14 protein-coding genes and 1 pseudogene are annotated in these 19,364 nt (G+C 74.0%); 5 read left to right on the top strand and 10 right to left on the bottom strand.

All coding sequences use genetic code 11. From position 1 onward, the window contains the following. Positions 1–44: 44 nt before the first annotated feature. The 10 genes from HN013_RS15610 to rsmI all read right to left on the bottom strand — a co-directional run bounded on the left by HN013_RS15610 (position 45) and on the right by rsmI (position 10,396). Positions 45–1,262, bottom strand: coding sequence for a serine hydrolase (locus HN013_RS15610; protein WP_171166746.1), 1,218 nt, complete (start codon positions 1,260–1,262; stop codon positions 45–47). 135 nt (positions 1,263–1,397) lie between these two features. Next, positions 1,398–2,159: an energy-coupling factor ABC transporter ATP-binding protein gene (locus tag HN013_RS15605; protein ID WP_171166745.1), complete on the bottom strand. Its 762-nt coding sequence runs from the start codon at positions 2,157–2,159 to the stop codon at positions 1,398–1,400. Positions 2,160–2,178: 19 nt separating this feature from the next. Continuing rightward, the gene (cbiQ, locus tag HN013_RS15600) at positions 2,179–2,943 is read right to left on the bottom strand and encodes a cobalt ECF transporter T component CbiQ (protein WP_171166744.1); all 765 of its coding nucleotides are present in this window, start codon (positions 2,941–2,943) and stop codon (positions 2,179–2,181) included. A 1-nt stretch (position 2,944) separates the two neighbouring features. Continuing rightward, complete coding sequence (locus HN013_RS15595) at positions 2,945–3,994, bottom strand: energy-coupling factor ABC transporter permease (protein WP_171166743.1); 1,050 nt, start codon at positions 3,992–3,994, stop codon at positions 2,945–2,947. A gap of 227 nt (positions 3,995–4,221) precedes the next feature. Continuing rightward, positions 4,222–5,175, bottom strand: coding sequence for a 4-(cytidine 5'-diphospho)-2-C-methyl-D-erythritol kinase (locus HN013_RS15590; protein WP_171166742.1), 954 nt, complete (start codon positions 5,173–5,175; stop codon positions 4,222–4,224). A gap of 30 nt (positions 5,176–5,205) precedes the next feature. After that, a complete protein-coding gene (rsmA, locus tag HN013_RS15585) occupies positions 5,206–6,081 on the bottom strand; it encodes a 16S rRNA (adenine(1518)-N(6)/adenine(1519)-N(6))-dimethyltransferase RsmA (RefSeq protein ID WP_171166741.1) in 876 nt (291 codons plus the stop codon). Continuing rightward, complete coding sequence (locus tag HN013_RS15580; protein WP_171166740.1) at positions 6,078–7,610, bottom strand: resuscitation-promoting factor; 1,533 nt, start codon at positions 7,608–7,610, stop codon at positions 6,078–6,080. The genes rsmA and HN013_RS15580 overlap by 4 nt, the downstream gene beginning before the upstream one ends. A gap of 94 nt (positions 7,611–7,704) precedes the next feature. Next, positions 7,705–8,625, bottom strand: coding sequence for a TatD family hydrolase (locus tag HN013_RS15575; RefSeq protein ID WP_171166739.1), 921 nt, complete (start codon positions 8,623–8,625; stop codon positions 7,705–7,707). A 95-nt stretch (positions 8,626–8,720) separates the two neighbouring features. Beyond that, positions 8,721–9,206: a hypothetical protein gene (locus tag HN013_RS15570; RefSeq protein ID WP_171166738.1), complete on the bottom strand. Its 486-nt coding sequence runs from the start codon at positions 9,204–9,206 to the stop codon at positions 8,721–8,723. A gap of 323 nt (positions 9,207–9,529) precedes the next feature. Next, positions 9,530–10,396, bottom strand: coding sequence for a 16S rRNA (cytidine(1402)-2'-O)-methyltransferase (gene rsmI / locus HN013_RS15565; RefSeq protein ID WP_171166737.1), 867 nt, complete (start codon positions 10,394–10,396; stop codon positions 9,530–9,532). A gap of 99 nt (positions 10,397–10,495) precedes the next feature. Between rsmI and HN013_RS15560 the strand changes: the two genes are divergently transcribed. The 5 genes and pseudogenes from HN013_RS15560 to HN013_RS32375 all read left to right on the top strand — a co-directional run. Continuing rightward, positions 10,496–12,274: a phospholipid carrier-dependent glycosyltransferase gene (locus HN013_RS15560; RefSeq protein ID WP_171166736.1), complete on the top strand. Its 1,779-nt coding sequence runs from the start codon at positions 10,496–10,498 to the stop codon at positions 12,272–12,274. A gap of 141 nt (positions 12,275–12,415) precedes the next feature. After that, positions 12,416–14,032: a penicillin-binding transpeptidase domain-containing protein gene (locus tag HN013_RS15555; RefSeq protein WP_171166735.1), complete on the top strand. Its 1,617-nt coding sequence runs from the start codon at positions 12,416–12,418 to the stop codon at positions 14,030–14,032. A gap of 250 nt (positions 14,033–14,282) precedes the next feature. Beyond that, positions 14,283–16,814: an FtsX-like permease family protein gene (locus tag HN013_RS15550; RefSeq protein ID WP_212764392.1), complete on the top strand. Its 2,532-nt coding sequence runs from the start codon at positions 14,283–14,285 to the stop codon at positions 16,812–16,814. A 97-nt stretch (positions 16,815–16,911) separates the two neighbouring features. Next, the gene (locus HN013_RS15545; RefSeq protein WP_171166734.1) at positions 16,912–18,717 is read left to right on the top strand and encodes an ABC-F family ATP-binding cassette domain-containing protein; all 1,806 of its coding nucleotides are present in this window, start codon (positions 16,912–16,914) and stop codon (positions 18,715–18,717) included. Positions 18,718–19,030: 313 nt separating this feature from the next. Next, positions 19,031–19,364 (top strand): annotated as a pseudogene (locus HN013_RS32375) (hypothetical protein); the annotation flags it as partial.

The raw sequence follows: 19,364 nt of genomic DNA, 5'->3' as shown, positions 1-19,364 counted from the left end.
GGCGCCCCACCCGCACCATCTGTTGCCCGCCCGGGGCCTGTTCCCTACCCCGCGAGCGACTTCGCAACCGCACGCACCAGGGCCTGCGCCCGCGGGTCGGCGGTGACGTTCTTCTGCATGCCGTTGGTCACGTAGCCGAAGGCGATCCCCGACTCCGGGTCGCCGAAGGCCAGCGATCCGCCGCGGCCCGGGTGGCCGAAGGAGCCGGGGGCCAGGAGCGGCGAGGCGGGGCCGTGCAGCATGTAGCCGAGCCCGAAGCGGGTCTTCGCCATGAGCACCCGGTCGGGCCCGGCGGACTCCTCGGTGCGGGCCAGGGTGAGCGTCGCGGGCGCGAACAGCCGCCGGCCGCCCTCGACGTCGCCGATGAGCGCCGCGTAGAAGCGGGACAGCGCCTCGGCGGTGGCGACGCCCGCCGAGGCGGCGAGCTCGGCGGCCCGGTAGGCGGGGTCGTTCTCGTCGGGCAGCGGGTCGATCGCGCCGAAGGCGCGCCGGGTGAGGGAGCCGGGGTCGCGGTAGGCGTCGGAGACGGACTGCTTGGGGCGGATCCGCAGGCCGGGCGCGGCCGTTCCGGCGGGCGGTTCGACGGCGCCGAGGCGTCCGGCGCGGTGCTGTTCCGCCGCCGGGAGTCCTATCCACAGGTCGAGGCCGAGCGGTCCGGCGAGCTCGGCGGCGGTCCACGCGCCGATCGTCCGCCCGGTGACGCGCCGGACGAGTTCGCCGACGGTCCAGCTGAAGGTCTGGGCGTGGTAGCCGTGGTCCGTCCCCGGCTCCCACACGGGCGCCTGGGCGGCGACGGCCCGCGGGCCGCTCACCCCGTCGAGGGCCCGGGCGGGGGTCAGCGGGGTGTCGAGGACGGGGACTCCCGCGCGGTGCGCGAGCAGGTGCCGGACCAGGACGCGTTCCTTGCCCGCGGCCTTGAACTCGGGCCAGTAGGTGCCGACGGGCGCGTCGAGGTCGACCTGTCCGCGCTGATGGAGCAGGAGCGGCACGGCCGCGGCGACGCCCTTGGTCGCGGACCGTACGATCTGGGCGGTGCCGCGGGTCCACGGCGCGGTCCCGTCGGCGTCCCGGGTGCCGCCCCACAGGTCGACGACCTTGCGGCCGCCCTGGTGGACGACCACGGCGGCGCCGCGTTCGCCGCGGCGCGCGAAGTTGTCGGCGAAGGCGTCCCGGACCGGTTGGAAACCGTCCGCCACCGTGCCCTGGACGTCCGTCACTGTTCTTCCGCTCCCACCGGTCCGACGCTGTGCATGTCCTTCCATGGTGCATCGCGATCGCCGGTCCCCGTGACGGGGGCACCCACCGCCGCAGCATGGGCGGACGGGCGTTTCCCGCTCCCCGAGGCCTTTTCCGCGCTTTCCCGGTACCGCCGTGATCGTCCGCGGCCGTGACCCGGATCACGGCGCGGGCCGCGCCGGCACCGCTCGCGGGTCGAAGCCGAAGGGCAGTTCCAGCCGGTGCGCCCGCATCAGCTCCTCGTCGCGGAGCAGCGCCCCCGTCGGACCGTCCGCGGCGATCACGCCGCCGCTGAGGACGACGGACCGTTCGCAGAGCTCCAGGGCGTAGGGCAGGTCGTGGGTGACCATGAGCACCGTCACGTCCAGGCTCCGCAGGACATCGGCGAGTTCGCGGCGGGAGGCGGGGTCGAGGTTGGACGAGGGCTCGTCGAGGACCAGGATCTCGGGCTCCATGGCGAGGACCGTCGCGACCGCGACCCGCCGCCGCTGCCCGTACGACAGGTGGTGCGGGGGCCGGTCGGCGAAGTCCGTCATGCCGACCCGTTCCAGGGCCCGGCGCACGCACGCGTCCAGCGCGTCGCCGCGCAGGCCGGCCGTCGCCGGGCCGAACGCGACGTCCTCCCGGACGGTGGGCATGAACAGCTGGTCGTCCGGGTCCTGGAAGACGACGCCGACCCGCCGCCGGACCTCGGCGAGGTGCGGTTTCGCCACCGGCAGCCCGGCCACCCGTACCGTTCCCGCGCCGCCGCCCAGGATGCCGTTGAGGTGCAGGACGAACGTGGTCTTGCCGGCGCCGTTGGGACCGAGCAGCGCGACCCGCTCGCCCTGATGGATCGTCAAGTCCACGCCGTACAGCGCCTGGTGGCCGTCCGGGTAGGCGAAGGCCAGCCCGGACACCTCCAGTGAGGGCGGAACCGTCACAGCGGAACCCCTTCCGTCGTCACAGCAGGACTCCTTCCGTCGTCAGGCGGACCGCCAGCGCGGCCAGCGGCAGTGCGGCGGCGGACGCCCACTGCGCCCGGGTCGCGGCCGACGCGGCGGTCTCCGGCATCGTGCCCGTGTACCCGCGGCTGACCATCGCCAGATGGACGCGCTCGCCGCGCTCGTAGGAGCGGATGAACAGCGCCCCGGCGGAGGTGGCCAGCACCCGCCAGTGGCGCACGCCACGGGCGGTGAAGCCCCGGGACTCCCGGGCGATCCGCATCCGCCGCATCTCGTCGGTGACCACGTCGCCGTAGCGGATCATGAACGAGGCGATCTGCACGAGCAGCGCGGGCATCCGCAGCCTGCGCAGTCCCAGCAGCAGGTCCCGCAGCCCGGTGGTCGAGGCCAGCAGGACGGAGGCGGCGACCCCGAGGGTGCCCTTGGCCAGGACGTTCCACGCGTCCCAGAGCCCGGACTCGCTGAGCGACAGGCCCAGGACGTCCACCCGCGGCCCCCGGGCGACGAACGGGAGCAGCACCGCGAAGGCCACGAACGGCGCCTCGATCACCAGCCTGCGCAGCACGACGGCGGCGGGCAGCCTCGCGGCCGACGTGACGGCCGCGAGCAGCAGCGCGTAGAGGGCGAACGCCCACAGGTGGGTGCGCGGCGTGGACGCCACGACGAGCACGAAGCCGCACACGGCCGTGATCTTGCAGTGCGCGGGCAGTGCGTGCACCGGCGAGTTCCCGGGCCGGTACAGCGTGCCGTGGCCCGCCCCCACGTCAGACGGCCTCGGTCCGCCGGGCCTCGGGCAGCGGGTCGTCCCGCCGGCCCCGGCGCCTGCGCAGCACGACGAGGACCCCGGTGCCGGCCACCAACGTGACGCCGACCCCGACCACCCCGGCGAGGGCGCCGGACGCCCGCTCGTCCCCTACGTCCTTCACCTGGTAGTCCGCGAGCGGCGAGTCCTTGGCGGCGTGCTCCTCGGCCGCGCGGTCGATGCCCTTGTCCTGGGCGACCTTCTCCAGGCCGTCGGGCGTGGTCGCCGCGTAGTAGCTGACGAACCCGGCGAGCACCAGCGTCACGGCCATGGCGGTGACGGCGAACCGGCGGGGGGACCGGGAGGGAGCCGGTGCCGCCGTCGGCAGGGGCTGCCCCGACGGGCCGCGCAGCAGCAGCGGCCGGGCGGTGCCGCGGGCTCCGTGGACGAGGTCGGGGCGGACGGCCAGCACCGCGCCCACCGTCAGGGCCGTGATCACCGCCTCGCCGACGCCGATCAGCACGTGCACACCCGTCATCGCCGCGAACACCGTGCCCACCGCCACGTCGGTCGTCCCGCCCAGCGCGTAGAGCACGGTGAACGCACAGGCCGCCGCCGGCACCGACACCAGCGCCCCGGCGAACGCCGCCACCGTCACCGACCGCGGCCCCCGCGGCAGTATCGCCAGCAGCGCCCGGAACAGGCCGTACCCGACGAGCGTCGTCGTCACCGCCATGTCCGTGACGTTGACGCCGAGCGCCGTGAGACCGCCGTCCGCGAACAGGAACGACTGCGTCAGCAGGACCACGGTGACGCATAGCATCCCCGTGTACGGGCCGACCAGCACCGCCGCCAGGGCACCGCCCAGGAGGTGGCCGCTGGTGCCCGCCGCCACCGGGAAGTTGAGCATCTGCACAGCGAATATGAACGCCGCCACCAGACCCGCGAGGGGTGCGGCTCCTTCGTTCAGCTCGCGGCGCGCGCCGCGCAGGGCTACCACCACGGCGGCGGTGGCGGCGGCTCCGGCCGCGAGGGAGGTCTGGAGGTCGATGAATCCGTCCGGTACGTGCATGTCGGTGCCCACCTTCTGATCGAGCCGGTCGTTCAGGCGTGAACCGCTCGCATGATGGGCGCACTGCGAATGTCTCGCAAGAGCGTGCGGCGCGCTACTGCGCGCCCCCGGCGGGGGGTTGTGCCCCGGTCCCTCCCTTTCACCGTTTCTGCGGGGGCGAGCCCCCGTACCCCCCGAGCGCGCCTGCGGCGCGCCCCTCAAACGCTGGACAGGCTGACTTCAACTCGTCAGCCGACGACCGTCGCCCCGTCCACCGGCCCCGTCGCCACCCGCACGGCCCGGCACGTCCCCGAACTCCGCAGCGCCGCGGCCACCCGCTCCGCCTCCTCCGCGCTCTTGGCGAGAAAGGCGGTGGTCGGCCCCGACCCGGAGACCATGGCGGCGAGCGCACCGGCAGAGGAGCCGGCCGCGAGGGTCTCCGCAAGCGAAGGACGGAGCGAAACGGCCGCCGCCTGAAGGTCGTTGGAAACGGCGTCGGCCAGAGCGGCCGCGTCCCCGCCCCGGAGCGCGTCGAGCAGGGCGGTGGAAGCCGGGGGCTGGTCGGGGCCCGGGTCGGTGCCCGCCGCGGCGCGGAGGCGGTCGCATTCCGCGTAGACGGCCGGGGTGGAGAGCCCGCCGTCGGCGACGGCGAAGACCCAGTGGAAGGTGCCGCCGACTTCCAGGGGGGTGAGTTGCTCACCGCGCCCGCGGCCGAGCGCCGCGCCGCCGAGCAGGCTGAAGGGTACGTCGCTGCCCAACTCGGCGCAGATGGCGAGGAGTTCATCGAGCGAGGCGTGCGTGCCCCAGAGGGCGTCGCAGGCGAGGAGGGCGCCGGCGCCGTCCGCGCTGCCGCCGGCCATGCCGCCGGCGACGGGGATGTCCTTGTCGATGTGGAGGTGGACGCGGGCCTCGCGCCCGTACCGGGAGGCGAGGGCGAGGGCGGCGCGGGCGGCGAGGTTGGAGGGGTCGAGGGGGACCTGGTCGGCGTCGGGGCCGGAGCAGGTGATCCGCAGTTCGTCGGCCGGGGTGGCGGTGACGCGGTCGTGGAGGGAGACGGCGAGGAAGACGTTGGCCAGGTTGTGGAAGCCGTCGGGGCGCGGACCGGCGACGGCGAGCTGGACGTTGACCTTGGCGGGCACGCGGACGGTGACGGACTGCGCGGTCACGGAGGACGGCTCCTCGGGTCGGGGCGGGCGGGACATCAGAAAGCCACAGGAACAGCAGAGACCCGCTCAGGCCGCCTTGTGTTCGGCGATGGCCACGAACTCGTCCACCGTCAGCGACTCGCCGCGCGCCTGCGGCGAGACCCCGGCGGCGACCAGCGCGGCCTCCGCGGCGGCGGCGGAGCCCGCCCAGCCGGCGAGGGCGGCGCGCAGGGTCTTGCGGCGCTGGGCGAAGGCGGCGTCCACGACCGCGAAGACCTCCTTCCTGGTCGCCGTGGTCTCGATGGGCTTCGCGCGCCGCACGAGGGAGACGAGGCCGGAGTCGACGTTCGGGGCGGGCCAGAAGACGTTGCGGCCGATGGCGCCGGCCCGCTTGACCTCGGCGTACCAGGCGGCCTTGACGGACGGCACGCCGTACACCTTGGAGCCGGGGGCGGCGGCCAGCCGGTCGGCGACCTCGGCCTGCACCATGACGAGGGTGCGCTCGATGCTGGGGAACTGCTCCAGCATGTGCAGCAGCACAGGCACGGCCACGTTGTACGGGAGGTTGGCGACCAGCGCGGTGGGCGGCGGTCCCGGCAGTTCGGTGACGCGCATGGCGTCGCTGTGCACGAGGGCGAAGCGGTCGGCGCGGCCGGGCAGCCGGGCGGCGACGGTCGCCGGGAGGGCGGCGGCCAGGACGTCGTCGATCTCGACGGCGGTGACCCGGTCGGCGGCCTCCAGCAGGGCGAGCGTCAGCGACCCCAGCCCCGGGCCGACCTCGACGACCACGTCGTCGGGCCGCACCTCGGCGGTGCGGACGATGCGCCGCACCGTGTTGGCGTCGATCACGAAGTTCTGACCGCGCTGCTTGGTGGGGCGCACCCCGAGGGCGGCGGCCAGTTCGCGGATGTCGGCGGGGCCGAGCAGGGCGCCGGACTCGTCTGTGCTGGGGCTGGAGCTCACCCGTGAAGTTTACGGCCGCACACGGGCCACGGGCTCGCCCCCCGGCGTACGTACAGCTTCTTGGCCCGCAGGGTCTGCTCCTCGGCCGAGGCGTCCTGCGGCCGGCCGCTGCCGCCGAGGGACTGCCAGGTGCGGACGTCGAACTGGTAGAGGCCGCCGTAGGTGCCGGACGGATCCACCGCGTTCGGCCGGCCGCCGGCCTCGCACTGGGCGAGACCGTTCCAGTTCAGACCGTCCGCGCCCTGCACGGCGGTGGGCATCTTCTTGGTGCCCACCCTGATGATCTGGGTGCGGGGCTTGCGGACGGTCTCCGAGGAGATCTTCCTGGGCCGCTGCCGGACACCGTTGACCGTCCGGAGCGCGTAGGTGACGCGCTCGACGCCCTTCTCGCCGCGCTGGGCGACGACCTCGGTGCCCTTGGTGAGGGCGGGGTCGTCGTGGCGCTCGGTGGTGAAGTCGATGGGCACCTCGCGGACCTCCTGGCCGCCCGTGATCCGCATGATCGAGATCGTCTGGCCGTCGCGCGGGAAGCTGTCCGGGTCGACGGAGGCGGTGTCCTCGCCGCGGAGGGAGATGCCGGCCTGCTCGATGGCCTCGTGGACGGTCGCGGCATTGGTGCGGATGGTGCGGGTGCGCCCGTCGGCCATGAAGGTGAGGGTGCGCTCGGTGCGGACGTCCAGGTCCAGGCCGGTCCGGCCGATGGGCGCCGAGCGGGAGGCGGAGAGGTAGGCCCCGTCGGCCCGGACGCCGAGCTGGCGCAGGGCGCCGTCCACGGTCCTCGCGGTGGTCCACACCTGGCGGCGCTCGCCGTCGAGGGTGAGGGTGACGGGCCGGCCGTAGCGGACGATGACCCGGTCGCCGGTGGCCAGGTCGTGGTGGCGGCCGGGGGCGACGATGTCGTGGTCGCCGACGGCCATGCCCTCGTCGGCCAGCAGTTCCTCGACGTCGTCGGCGAAGGTGTGCAGGGTGCGCGGGGCGCCGTCGACGCTGAGCTCGACGGCCTTGTCGCCGGCGACGAAGGCGGAGGTGCCGCCCGCCAGGAACGCGACGACCAGGGCCTGCGGGAGCAGCCGGCGCAGCGGGTCGCCGTGCTGCCGGGCCGCCGTCCGCTTGCGCCGCCCGGCCCGGCGTCCGCCCGCGCGGCCGGGCGGGGGCGCCTCGCCGTAGAGGTCCTCGGGCGGCTCCTCGTCGTCGATGCCGCTGAACGGGCCGCTCCGGCCGGCTTCACCGGGCTCCGGCTCGACGACGGCGGGCGCGTACCCCTCGTACGGGTGATGGTCGTACGGGGTGTGGACGACGCCGGTCAGCACGGTGCCCGAGGGCGGCTCCGCGGCGGTCCCGGGCGACCCCGAGGACTGCCGGGGCACGTACGCCTCGTAGGGCTCGTAGGGCTCGCGAACGTCACGGCTCCCGTGGGACCCGTAGGGGTCGGAGGTCCCGTAGACCTCGTGGGGCGCGTACGGGCCGTACGGCGACGGCTCTGCCGCACCGCGGCGCGCAGCGTGGGGGCTGCCCTGCGGATGGCTCACGACACTCCACTGGGTCGGCTGACGGGCCAGGACTGTAGCGGAGCTTCTGTGACTCTCCAAAGTCCGCCCGTCACCCTGTGTCGTGAACCAGGGGTCAGTACTGGAATACCCGTGCGGTATTCGCGGCGATCGCCGTGGCCAGGGCGTCCTCGTCCACGCCCTTCACCGCGGCCATCGCCCGGAGAGTGACCGGAATGAGGTACGGCGCGTTGGGCCGTCCGCGATACGGGACCGGGGTGAGGAAGGGCGCGTCGGTCTCGACGAGGATCCGGTCGAGGGGCGCGGCCGCCAGCGCGTCGCGCAGCGGCTGGGCGTTCTTGAAGGTGACGTTGCCGGCGAAGGAGAGGTAGTAGCCGGCCTCGGCGCAGATCTTGGCCATCGCCGCGTCCCCGGAGAAGCAGTGGAAGACGACCAGCTCGGGCGCGCCCTCCTCGGCGAGCACCCGCAGGACGTCGTCGTGCGCGTCCCGGTCGTGGATGACCAGGGCCTTGCCGTGCCGCTTGGCGATCGCGATGTGCCGCCGGAACGAGCGTTCCTGCGCGGCCACGCCCTCCGGGCCGGTGCGGAAGAAGTCGAGCCCGGTCTCGCCCACGCCGCGGACGTGCTCCAGCGCGGCCAGGGCGTCGATCTCGTCCAGGGCCGCGTCGAGGGCGGCCTCTCCGCCGGGCCCGCGGGCGCCCTGGCGGGACCAGCCGTCGGGGTCGCCGAGGACGATCCTGGGCGCTTCGTTGGGGTGCAGGGCCACGGTGGCCCAGACGCCGTCGTGGGCGGCGGCCGTCTCGGCCGCCCAGCGGGAACCGGCCAGGTCGCACCCCACCTGGATCACGGTCGTCACTCCGACGGCGGCGGCCTTGGCCAGGGCTTCCGTGACGGTGCCGCCCTGCATGTCCAGATGGGTGTGCGAGTCGGCCACGGGCACGTTCAGCGGCGCCGGTGGCGGCGGAGGGACGTCCTTGTCGTCGTTCTTCTTCCGCCCGCCGTCCGCCGAGCCGCTGTTCGATGCTGTCGCCGCCATGGTCGGGATTCTAAGGACCGCTCCCGGACCGCGCCGGACCGGGCGGGGTCCCGGCCCCCCGGGCCCCCTACTTCCGGTGGAAGGGGGGAGCAGGTCTACTTCCGGTGGAAGGGGTGGAGCAGGTCGGAGAGGTGCCAGTGGTGGCGCCGCTCCCGCTCGGCGGCCTCCCCCGGCTCGTCGCCGACCGCGATGCCGCCGCTCATGAACGGCCCGGTGGGGGCGGCGGGCGACACGGTCGTCCGGGAGGCCAGGTGCAGGGCGTCGGCGATCTGGGAGACCTGGCCCGAGCGCATGATGCGGACGACGTGCGCCCCGCAGTTGGGGCACGTGGGACGGGTGAGCGGGGAGGGCACCCGCACGCCGTCCGCGTGGTACGTCACGAAGGGCCGGCCCTCGGGGTCCACGTGGTGCTCTATCTCGTACGACTGTTCCCAGCTGTGCGCGCACCTCATGCAGGCGAAGGCGTACGACTCGTGGACCGTGTCGTGGCCCGTCCGGACGGCCGGCGCACCGCGTTCGGTCGCCGTGCGGGTGGCGGTTCCGGACTCCACGCCACGTGAGGTCCCTGCGGTCTCGCTCATGGCAGCTCCTCTTGTCCTCCGGACATTTCCCAGTCCGTTCGGACGTTCATCGGGATCGGACGTCCCACATCCAGGGAACGCCCATTCCCGCCTCGACGCAGCAGCCCATTCCTCGAATTGGGGCAAACTTAACCGCTACATGCCCGAAGAGCCCGGGAGCGAGGTCTGACCTTTGCTTTTCGCTCCAGCCCTTTACTTTACGGCGGGACGCGGCAGGCGGCATTTCGTGACGGACCGGCTACTCCGTGCCAGTGCGGGAACCGCTTGTCGGAGCGGATTCCGGGCTTCACTCCCGCGGTTCCCGGAGAGCCTTCTTCCGGCGCCTACTGTTCCGCTCGCGCGGATTTCCCGGCGGTTTTCGCGGCGACCACCGCGTCGAAGACCTCCCGCTTGGGGAGCCCGGCCTCGGCCGCGACCGCGGCGATCGCCTCCTTGCGGCGCTCCCCGGCCTCCTCGCGGACCCGCACCCGGCGGACCAGCTCGGCCGCGTCGGTGTCCTCCGGCCCGGGCGGCGCGGCACCCTCCACGACGACGGTGATCTCGCCGCGGACGCCCTCGGCGGCCCAGGCGGCCAGCTCCGCCAGGGGGCCGCGCCGGACCTCCTCGTAGGTCTTGGTCAGCTCCCGGCAGACCGCGGCCCGGCGCTCCCCGCCGAACACCTCGGCCATGGCGGCCAGGGTGTCGTCCAGGCGGTGCGGGGCCTCGAAGTAGACGAGGGTGCGGCGCTCGGCCGCCACCTCGCGCAGCCGTCCGAGCCGCTCCCCGGCCTTGCGCGGCAGGAAGCCCTCGAAGCAGAACCGGTCCACCGGCAGCCCGGACACCGCGAGCGCGGTCAGCACCGCCGACGGTCCGGGGACGGCCGTCACCTTCACTCCCCGCTCGACCGCGGCCGCCACCAGGCGGTACCCGGGGTCGGAGACCGACGGCATCCCGGCGTCCGTGACCAGCAGCACCCGCGCCCCGCCGGTCAGCGCCTCCACCAACTCGGGCGTCCGGGACGCCTCGTTGCCCTCGAAGTACGAGACGACCCGCCCGGTGGTGTGCACCCCCAGAGCCTGGGTGAGGCGGCGCAGCCTGCGGGTGTCCTCCGCGGCGATGACCTCGGCGGCGGTGAGTTCGGCGGCCAGCCGGGGCGGCGCGTCGGCGACGTCGCCGATGGGGGTTCCTGCGAGTACGAGCGTTCCAGTCACGCCCCCATCCTCGCAGGCGCCCCCCGGGCGCCCCGGGGCGCCGGGCCGCCACCGCGCGCTCCCCGGCGTCCGCACCGGCCGGTTCCCTACGATGGCGCGGTGACCAGTGACACCGCTACCCAAGGCCGGCCGAGCCGCACGGCGGCCGGACAGCCGCCCCCGTGGCAGAACCGGCTGCGCCGCTTCGGCTACGTGGCCCCCGAGCGCCCGGGCGGCGTGCGGGAGCGGCTCGTCCCGCCGTACCGCGAGCCGGGCGCCGGGGTGTGGGCGGCGCTGGGGGTGCCGCCGGGGCCCGCCCGGCTGCTGGCGCGCTCCCTGGGCTGGCTCGGGCCGCTGCTGGTCACGCTGCTCGCCGGACTGGCCCGGTTCCACAACCTGGGCAGCCCCCGGGCGGTGATATTCGACGAGACGTACTACGCCAAGGACGCCTGGGCGCTCTGGAAGTACGGCTACGAGGCCAAGTGGCCGGAGGACAAGGACCTCAACGACCGGATCATCCGGGGCTACGACCACATCGCCGACGTGCCCTCGTACGTGGTCCACCCGCCGGCGGGCAAGTGGGTCATCGGTCTGGGCGAGCACTTCTTCGGGCTGACGCCCTTCGGCTGGCGCTTCATGCTCGCGCTGCTCGGCACGCTGTCCGTGCTGATGCTGTGCCGCATCGGCCGGCGGCTCTTCCGCTCCACGCTCCTGGGCTGTGTCGCGGGCGCGCTGATGGCCATGGACGGCATGCACTTCGTGATGAGCCGCACCTCGCTGCTCGACCTGGTGCTGATGTTCTTCGTGCTGGCCGCGTTCGGCTGTGTGCTGGTCGACCGGGACCGGACCCGGGCGCGGCTGGCCGCCGCGCTGCCGGACGCGCCCGAGCTCGGGGAGGGCGAGGTGCGCCCCGACCCGCTGGTCGGCGGCCGTCTCCGGCTCGGGTGGCGGCCGTGGCGGATCGCCGCCGGGGTGTTCCTCGGCCTGGCGGCGGCCACGAAGTGGAACGGCGCGGTCTATCTGGCGGCGTTCGGGGTGCTGATCGTCCTCTGGGACGTCGGCTCCCGCCGCCTGGCCGGGGCCCACCGCCCGTGGCGCGCGATGCTGCGGCGGGACGCGCCGTGGGCGTTCCTCGCCACCGTGCCGGTGGCGGTCGTGACCTACCTCGCCACCTGGGCGGGCTGGTTCGCCCACAGCGGTACGTACAGCAAGGAGCAGGGGTGGCAGCACAGCGGCTACTACCGGCACTGGGCGGAGACCGAGGGCGGATACGGAACGGACGGGTTCCTCGACGGCGTCCTCAACCCGCTGCGCAGCCTGTGGCACTACGAGCACGAGGTGTGGCACTTCAACACCACCCTCTCCTCGCCCCACACGTACCAGTCGAACCCCTGGAGCTGGCTGGTCCAGGGCCGTCCCGTCTCCTACTTCTACGAGTCGCCGAGCCCCGGCACGGACGGCTGTCCGGTGGACGCCGGCGACAAGTGCGCGCGCGAGGTCCTGGCGCTGGGCACCCCGATCCTGTGGTGGGCCGCCTGCTTCGCGCTGGTGTACCTGCTCTACCGCTGGTTCTTCCGCCGCGACTGGCGCGGGGGCGCGATCCTCTGCGGAGTGGCCGCGGGCCTGCTGCCGTGGTTCAAGTGGCAGGAGCGGACCATCTTCGACTTCTACACCGTCGTGTTCGTGCCCTTCCTGTGTCTCGCGGTGACGATGATGCTCGGGGTGATCGCGGGACCACGGAACTCGTCCGAACGCCGGAGGGTGGCGGGAGTGGTTGGGGCGGGCGCCCTGTTCCTGCTCATCGCCTGGAACTTCATCTACTTCTTCCCCATCTACACGGGCCAGGCGATCCCCCTGGACGCGTGGCGCAACCGGATGTGGCTCGACACCTGGATCTGACGATCTCCCCTTCCCCGTAAGTCAGTTGCGTGACGCTACTCACCGCCGTCACTGTGGGTGCGTTGTCAGTGCCCTCCCGTACTGTGCTGAGTCAAGAGGGATCCGCGGCCGTCCGGGCCGCGGAAGGGGAGGGGACCCGCGATGGGTGCGAGAGCGAAGGCAGTGGTGGGCGTGGTGGCCGCGGCGGTGCTGGGGGGCGCCGGGTACGCGGCGTACACCCTGGTGGACGATGTCGAGGGCACCACGCGCCGGGAGGCGGCCCCGGCGGAGACCGGTCCACCGAAGGCGTCGGAAGTCGAGCGGACGGCAAAGGAGTTCCTCGCCGCGTGGTCCCGGGGGAACGTCGACGAGGCCGCGGCCCTGACCGACAACACCCCGGCGGCCTCGGCCGCGCTGACCGGGTACCGCGACGATGCCCACGTACGGAAGGTCACGTTCGGGCAGGGGGCCGCCACGGGGTCGAAGGTGCCGTTCACCGTCACCGCCGAGGTCGTCCACAAGGAACAGACCTCGACGTGGACGTACGCGTCCTCGCTCGCCGTCGTGCGCGGCCGGACGAGCGGACGGGCCGTCGTGGACTGGCAGCCGACGGTCCTGCACCCCCGGCTCGCCCGCGGCGAGACCCTGACGACCGGTCCTGGCCCCGCGTCCCGGATCACCGTCACCGACCGCGACGGCAAGGCGCTCGACCCCAAGGACCACCCCTCGCTCACGGCCGTCCTGCCCGAGCTGCGCAAGCGGTTCGGCGAGAAGGCGACCGGGAAGCGGCCGCACGTGGAGGTGCGGGCGGAGGCGCCCGGCGCGCAGGGGGACGGGAAGACGCTGCACGTGGTGAGTGAAGGAGACAAGGCCGAGCTGCGGACGACCCTGGACGCGCGGGTGCAGCGGGCTGCCGAGGCGGCCGTGGCCGCGCGGCCCGAGGCCTCGGTGGTGGTCCTCCGGCCGAGCACCGGGGAGATCCTGGCCGTCGCCGACACCGGCGCGCGGAAGGCCGGGTTCAACGCGGCCCTGCTGGGCCGGACCGCGCCCGGCTCCACCATGAAGGTCGTCACCGCCGCGATGCTGCTGGAGCGGGGCAAGGCCCGGGCGAACCAGCCCCTTCCCTGTCCCAAGTACGTCACCTACGGCAAGCAGTTCCACAACCTGGAGGACAGCGAGAACGAACGGGCCACCTTTGCCCAGGACTTCGCCGCCTCCTGCAACACCGCCTTCGTCTCCCTCGCCGGCCGGATATCCGACGGCGACCTCGCCGCCGAATCCCGGGACGTCTTCGGCATCGGCGGCGACTGGCAGACCGGCGTGACCACCTTCGACGGCAAGGTGCCCGCCGACGGCGGCGCCGGCAAGGCGGCCGCGATGATCGGCCAGGGCCAGGTGCAGATGAACCCCCTCACCATGGCCTCCGTCGCCGCCACCGTCCGCGACGGCACCTTCCGCCAGCCCCACTTCGTCGACCCCGACAAGTTCGGCCTCCGCCTGGCCCGCTCCTCCCGCTCCCTGCCCGCCCCCGTCGCCGACGACCTCCGCGCCATGATGCGGCTCACCGCGGTCTCCGGCACGGGCCGCAACGCGATGGCCGGGCTCGGCGGGGTCGTGGGCGCCAAGACCGGTTCGGCGGAGGTCGACAATCAGGAGCGGCCCAATGGGTGGTTCACCGGCTACCGCGGTGATGTCGCCGCGGCGGCGGTTGTTCCGCGGGGTGGTCATGGGGGTGATTCGGCGGGGCCGGTGGTGGCGGCGGTGCTGCGGGTGGGGTGAGGGGGTTGTGGGCCCCGGGCCCGCCCTTTCACCGTTTCTGCGGGGAGGGCCCCGCGCCCCCTGAAACCGCGCTCCGCGCGGTTGTCCTCAAGCGCCGGACGGGCTGGATTTCGCGCCCGGGCCCGCACTTCAGCCCGTCCGGCGCTTGAGGACGCGCGCGGTGAAAGGGCGGGACTGGGGAAAACCCCACCCCACACCCACCCGCTGCTCCCATAGGCCGCCCCCCACCCCCGAACCTACTGTCGGGGACATGATCGGCAAGCTCGCACTGCGCTCCCTCCGCCACAGAACCGGCGGCTTCCTCGCCACCTTCCTCGCCCTGTTCATCGGGGCGACCATCGTCATGGCCTGTGGCGGCCTGATGGAGACGGGGATCCGCAACAAGGTCCCGCCGCAGCGCCTCGCCGGAGCGCAGATCCTGGTCACGGGCGACCGGATTCACCACCAGCCGGGCAAGAAGAAGCAGCTGGTGCTGGCGGAGCGGGTCGAGCTGCCGGCGGCGCTGACGGGCGAGGTCGAGGCGGTGCCGGGGGTGCGCACGGCCGTGGGGGAGCGGACGTTCGACGTGGCGCTGCCGGACGGGGGAGGGACGGCGCAGGCGCATGCCTGGGAGTCGGCGGCGCTGACGCCGTACGCGTTCGCCGAGGGCGGCGCACCGCGCCGCGGCGAGGTGGTGCTCGACGCGGCCCTCGCCCGGAGCGCGCACGTGAAGGCCGGTGACCGGGTGCGGGTGGCGGCCCACGGCGGGGCGGCCGAGTACCGGGTGAGCGGTGTGGCCCGGCCCGCCGCGGGGCGGGAGGTGCCGCAGCGGACGCTGTTCTTCTCGGCGCCGGACGCGGACCGGCTCGCCGCCCACCCGGGCACGGTTGCCGGCATCGCGGTCGTCACCGAGCGCGGCGCGGACGTCGACGCCGTCCGCAAGGGCGTGGAGGCGGCGCTCGACGGGCAGCCGGTCTCCCTGCTGACCGGAGACGACCGGGGCGCGGTGGAGCACCCGGAGGCGGTGGAGGGCGCCGAGGGCATGGTGGCGATCTCCGGGGTCTTCGGCGGGCTGGGCGTCACCGTGGCGATGTTCGTCGTGGCCGGAACCGTCGGGCTCTCCGCCCAGCAGCGGTTCCGGGAGCTCGCCCTGCTGCGGGCGGTCGGCACCACCACGGGCCAGGTCCGCCGGATGCTGCTCGGCGAGACCCTGGCGGTCGCCGCGCTGGCCGGGGCGGCCGCCTGGCCCGCGGGACCCGCGCTCGGCCGGTGGCTGTTCGAGCGGATGGCCGCGACCGGTCTGATCCCGGAGACCGTCGAGTTCAGCCAGGGCTGGATACCGGCCATGCCCGCGTACGGCTCCCTCCTGCTGACGTCCGTCGTCGGCACCCTCGTCGGCACCCTGCGGGCCGTCCGCACCAAGCCGGTCGAGGCGCTGGGCGAGGCGGCCGTGCGGCAGAGCTGGTTCCATCCGGTGCGGCTCGGCCTGGGGCTGCTGTTCCTGGCCGGCGCCACCGCCCTCGCGCTGGTCACCGCCCTCGTCCTGCGCGGCCCGGTGGCGGCGAGCACCGCCGGCCCGACGGTGATGTGCTGCGTCATCGGCCTCTCGCTGCTGGGCCCGTGGTTCGCCAGGCTGGTGAGCGTCCTGCTGCACTGGCCCGTGCGCCTGCTGACCGGCGCGTCCGGCCGGCTGGCGGCCCTCAACTGCCGGTCCAGCGCGATCCGTACGGCGGCCGTCGCCACCCCGGTGATGCTGGCGACCGCCATCACCACCGGCATGCTCTACCTCCAGACCAGCGTGGCCGCCGCCACCGACCGGGAGTTCACCGAGAACCTGCGGGCCGACGCGGTGATCACCTCGGCGGCCGGCGGCGTCGACCCGTCGCTGGTGACCGCCGTGCGCCGGCTGCCCGGCGTCGCCGGCGCGAGCGCGTCCGTCACCAGCACCGCGTACACCGAACACCCGCACGACGGCGGGGAGAACAAGCGCGGCACGACTCTCCAGGGGGTGGACGCCGAGGGCGCCGAGCAGGTCCTCGCGACCCGGCCGACCGCCGGCCGGCTCGCCGACCTCAAGGGGAACACCATCGCGCTCCCCGAGGCCGCCGCCCGCCGGATGCACCGCGGGATCGGCGACACCGTCGGGCTGCGGATGGGCGACGGTGCTTCCGTGAAGGTCAGGATCGTGGCCCTCTTCCCGGCCCGCGAGGGCTTCGAGACGGCCCTCACCAGCGCCGGACTGCTCGCCCGGCACACCACCGCGGGACTGCCGTCACAGATCCTCGTCAAGGCCGCGCCCGGCATCCCCGCCGAGCGGCTCATGGACGAGCTGGACCGGCTGGCCGCGCGGCACCCCGGGCTGAAGGTCAGCGACCGGGACGCGGTGAACGCCCAGCGCGAGGAGAACACCCGCACCCAGATGTGGGCGAACTACCTCATCGTCGGCATGCTCGTCGCCTACACCACCCTCTCCGTCATCAACTCGACGGTCGTCTCGGTCGGCAACCGCCGCCGGGAATTCGCCCTCCTGCGGCTCACGGGCACCACCAAGGGCCAGGTCCTGCGGATGATGTCGGTCGAGAGCCTGTACGTCACCGCGGTCGGCCTGATCCTCGGCACCGCAGCGGCGGCCACGACGCTCGTGCCGTTCAACCTGTCCGTCTCGGACACCTGCCTGCCGTCCGGGCCCCTCTCGATCTACCTCACGGTGGTGGCCGCCGCCGGGGTCGTGACGCTCGCCTCGACGCTCGTCCCCACCTGGGCCGCCCTGCGCGCCCGCCCGGTGGAGGCGGCGAAGGCGTGAGGGGAGCGACGCCCCGGCCGGACTTCCCGGCGGCCGTGGGATCCTGAAGGGAGGACCACAGGACTCCTGACGGGGAGACCGCGGAGCGAGGAGCGGAATGGCAGCCAACCTGGTCAATCTGGAAGCCGTCGACAAGGTGTACGGCACCCGTGCGCTGCTCGACGGCGTCTCCCTCGGCGTCAACGAGGGCGACCGGATCGGCGTGGTCGGCCGCAACGGCGACGGCAAGACCACACTCATCCGCATCCTCGCCAAGCTGGAGGACGCCGACAAGGGCCGCGTCACCCACGCGGGCCACGTGCGGCTCGGCGTCCTCACCCAGCACGACTCCCTCGACCCCGAGGCCACCGTGCGGCACGAGGTGATCGGCGATCTCGCCGACCACGAGTGGGCCGGCAACGCCAAGATCCGGGACGTGCTCACCGGCCTCTTCGGCGGCCTCGACCTGCCCGGCTTCCCACAGGGCCTGGACACCGTCATCGGCCCGCTCTCCGGCGGCGAGCGCCGCCGCATCGCGCTCGCCAAGCTGCTGATCGCCGAGCAGGACCTCATCGTCCTCGACGAGCCCACCAACCACCTGGACGTCGAGGGCATCTCCTGGCTCGCGAGCCATCTGCGGGCCCGCCGCTCGGCGCTCGTCTGCGTCACCCACGACCGCTGGTTCCTCGACCAGGTGTGCACCCGGATGTGGGACGTCCAGCGCGGCACGGTGCACGACTACGAGGGCGGCTACAGCGACTACGTCTTCGCCCGGGCCGAGCGGGAGCGGATCGCCGCGACCGAGGAGGCCAAGCGGCAGAACCTGATGCGCAAGGAGCTCGCCTGGCTGCGCCGCGGCGCCCCGGCCCGCACCAGCAAGCCGCGCTTCCGCATCGAGGCCGCCAACGAGCTGATCGCGGACGTGCCGCCGCCGCGTGACAGCGCCGAGCTGATGAAGTTCGCGAGCTCGCGGCTGGGCAAGACCGTCTTCGACCTGGAGAACGTGACCGTCCAGGCCGGCCCGAAGGTCCTCATCGAGCACCTGACCTGGCAGTTGGGCCCCGGCGACCGGATCGGCCTGGTCGGCGTCAACGGCGCGGGCAAGACCTCGCTGCTGCGCACCCTCGCCGAGGCGGCCCGCACACAGGGCGAGAAGCAGCCCGCGGCCGGCAAGGTCGTGGTCGGCAGGACCGTCAAGCTCGCCTACCTCTCCCAGGAGGTCACCGAACTCAACCCCGCGCTGCGGGTGCTGGAGGCCGTCCAGCAGGTGCGCGACCGCGTCGACCTCGGCAAGGGCCGGGAGATGACCGCGGGACAGCTGTGCGAGAAGTTCGGCTTCACCAAGGAGAAGCAGTGGACGCCCGTCGGCGACCTCTCCGGTGGTGAGCGCCGCCGGCTCCAGGTGCTGCGGCTGCTGATGGACGAGCCCAACGTCCTCTTCCTCGACGAGCCCACCAACGACCTCGACATCGAGACCCTGACCCAGCTGGAGGACCTGCTCGACGGCTGGCCCGGCTCGATGGTCGTCATCAGCCACGACCGGTACTTCGTCGAGCGCACCACGGACCGGGTGTTCGCGCTGCTGGGCGACCGCTTCCTGCGGATGCTGCCGCGCGGCCTGGACGAGTACCTGGAGCGCCGGCAGGCCGTCCTGGACGCCGCCGCGCCGCCCGCCCCCGTCGCGGCGGCGGCCGCGGCGAAGCAGAAGAGTTCGGGCGACGCCCGCGCGGCCAAGAAGGAGCTCCAGAAGATCGAGCGCCGGCTCGACAAGGTGAGCGAGCAGGAGGCGAAGCTCCACGCGCGCATCGCCGAACAGGCCACCGATTTCGAGGCGGTGGCCAAGCTCGACGCCGAGCTGCGCGAACTCGCCTCCGAGCGCGAGGAACTGGAGACGCGCTGGCTGGAGCTGGCCGACGAGGCGTGACCCGGAGCGGTCCTCGCACGGCGGGGCGGGACGGACCACCGTCCCGCCCCGCCGCGCGTGAGCGGCGATCCCGGCGATCGGATGCCCCTCATCGAAGGCACAACGGTCTCGTCACAGCCCGGTATCGGTGGGTCCGTGCCCCCGCCGCCCAACCGTGCGCCGTCGGTGCAGAGTGATACAAAGAACCCCCGCTCGCCTGCCGCTCACTGGCGGGATCCGCACCCGATGCGCTCCTTCCCGATGGCCGTTCGCCACCGGGATCGCGGGGGAGGCAGGTCGGGCCGCGGCTTCCGCGCGTAAATGAGGAAAGCTGATGTCACAGCCGCCCAAGCCGCCTCAGCCGCCGCAGGGGGTGCCCCCGGAGAAGCCGGCCGGAGGCTTCGGCGCGCCCCAGGAACCCTCCCCGACGGCGCCGGGTTTCGGCCCTCCGCAGGATCCGCCCCCGACCGTGCCCGGTTTCGGCGCTCCGCAGGGCGCGCCCCCGGCCGCCCCCGGCTTCGGCGCGCCCCAGGGACCCACCCCGACGGCACCCGCCTTCGGCGCCCCGCCGGCCATGCCGCCGGGGCCTCCCGCGCAGCAGCCCCCGGCAGCGCCCGGGTACGGCTACCCGCAGGCGCCCCCTCCGCCGCCCGGCGCCCCCCAGGCCC

The organism is Streptomyces sp. I05A-00742 (assembly GCF_013055795.1).
In the GTDB taxonomy this organism is placed as follows: Bacteria; Actinomycetota; Actinomycetes; order Streptomycetales; family Streptomycetaceae; genus Streptomyces.
Note: the sequence above shows the minus strand (reverse complement) of the source record. Positions and strands in the feature narration are given on the sequence as shown.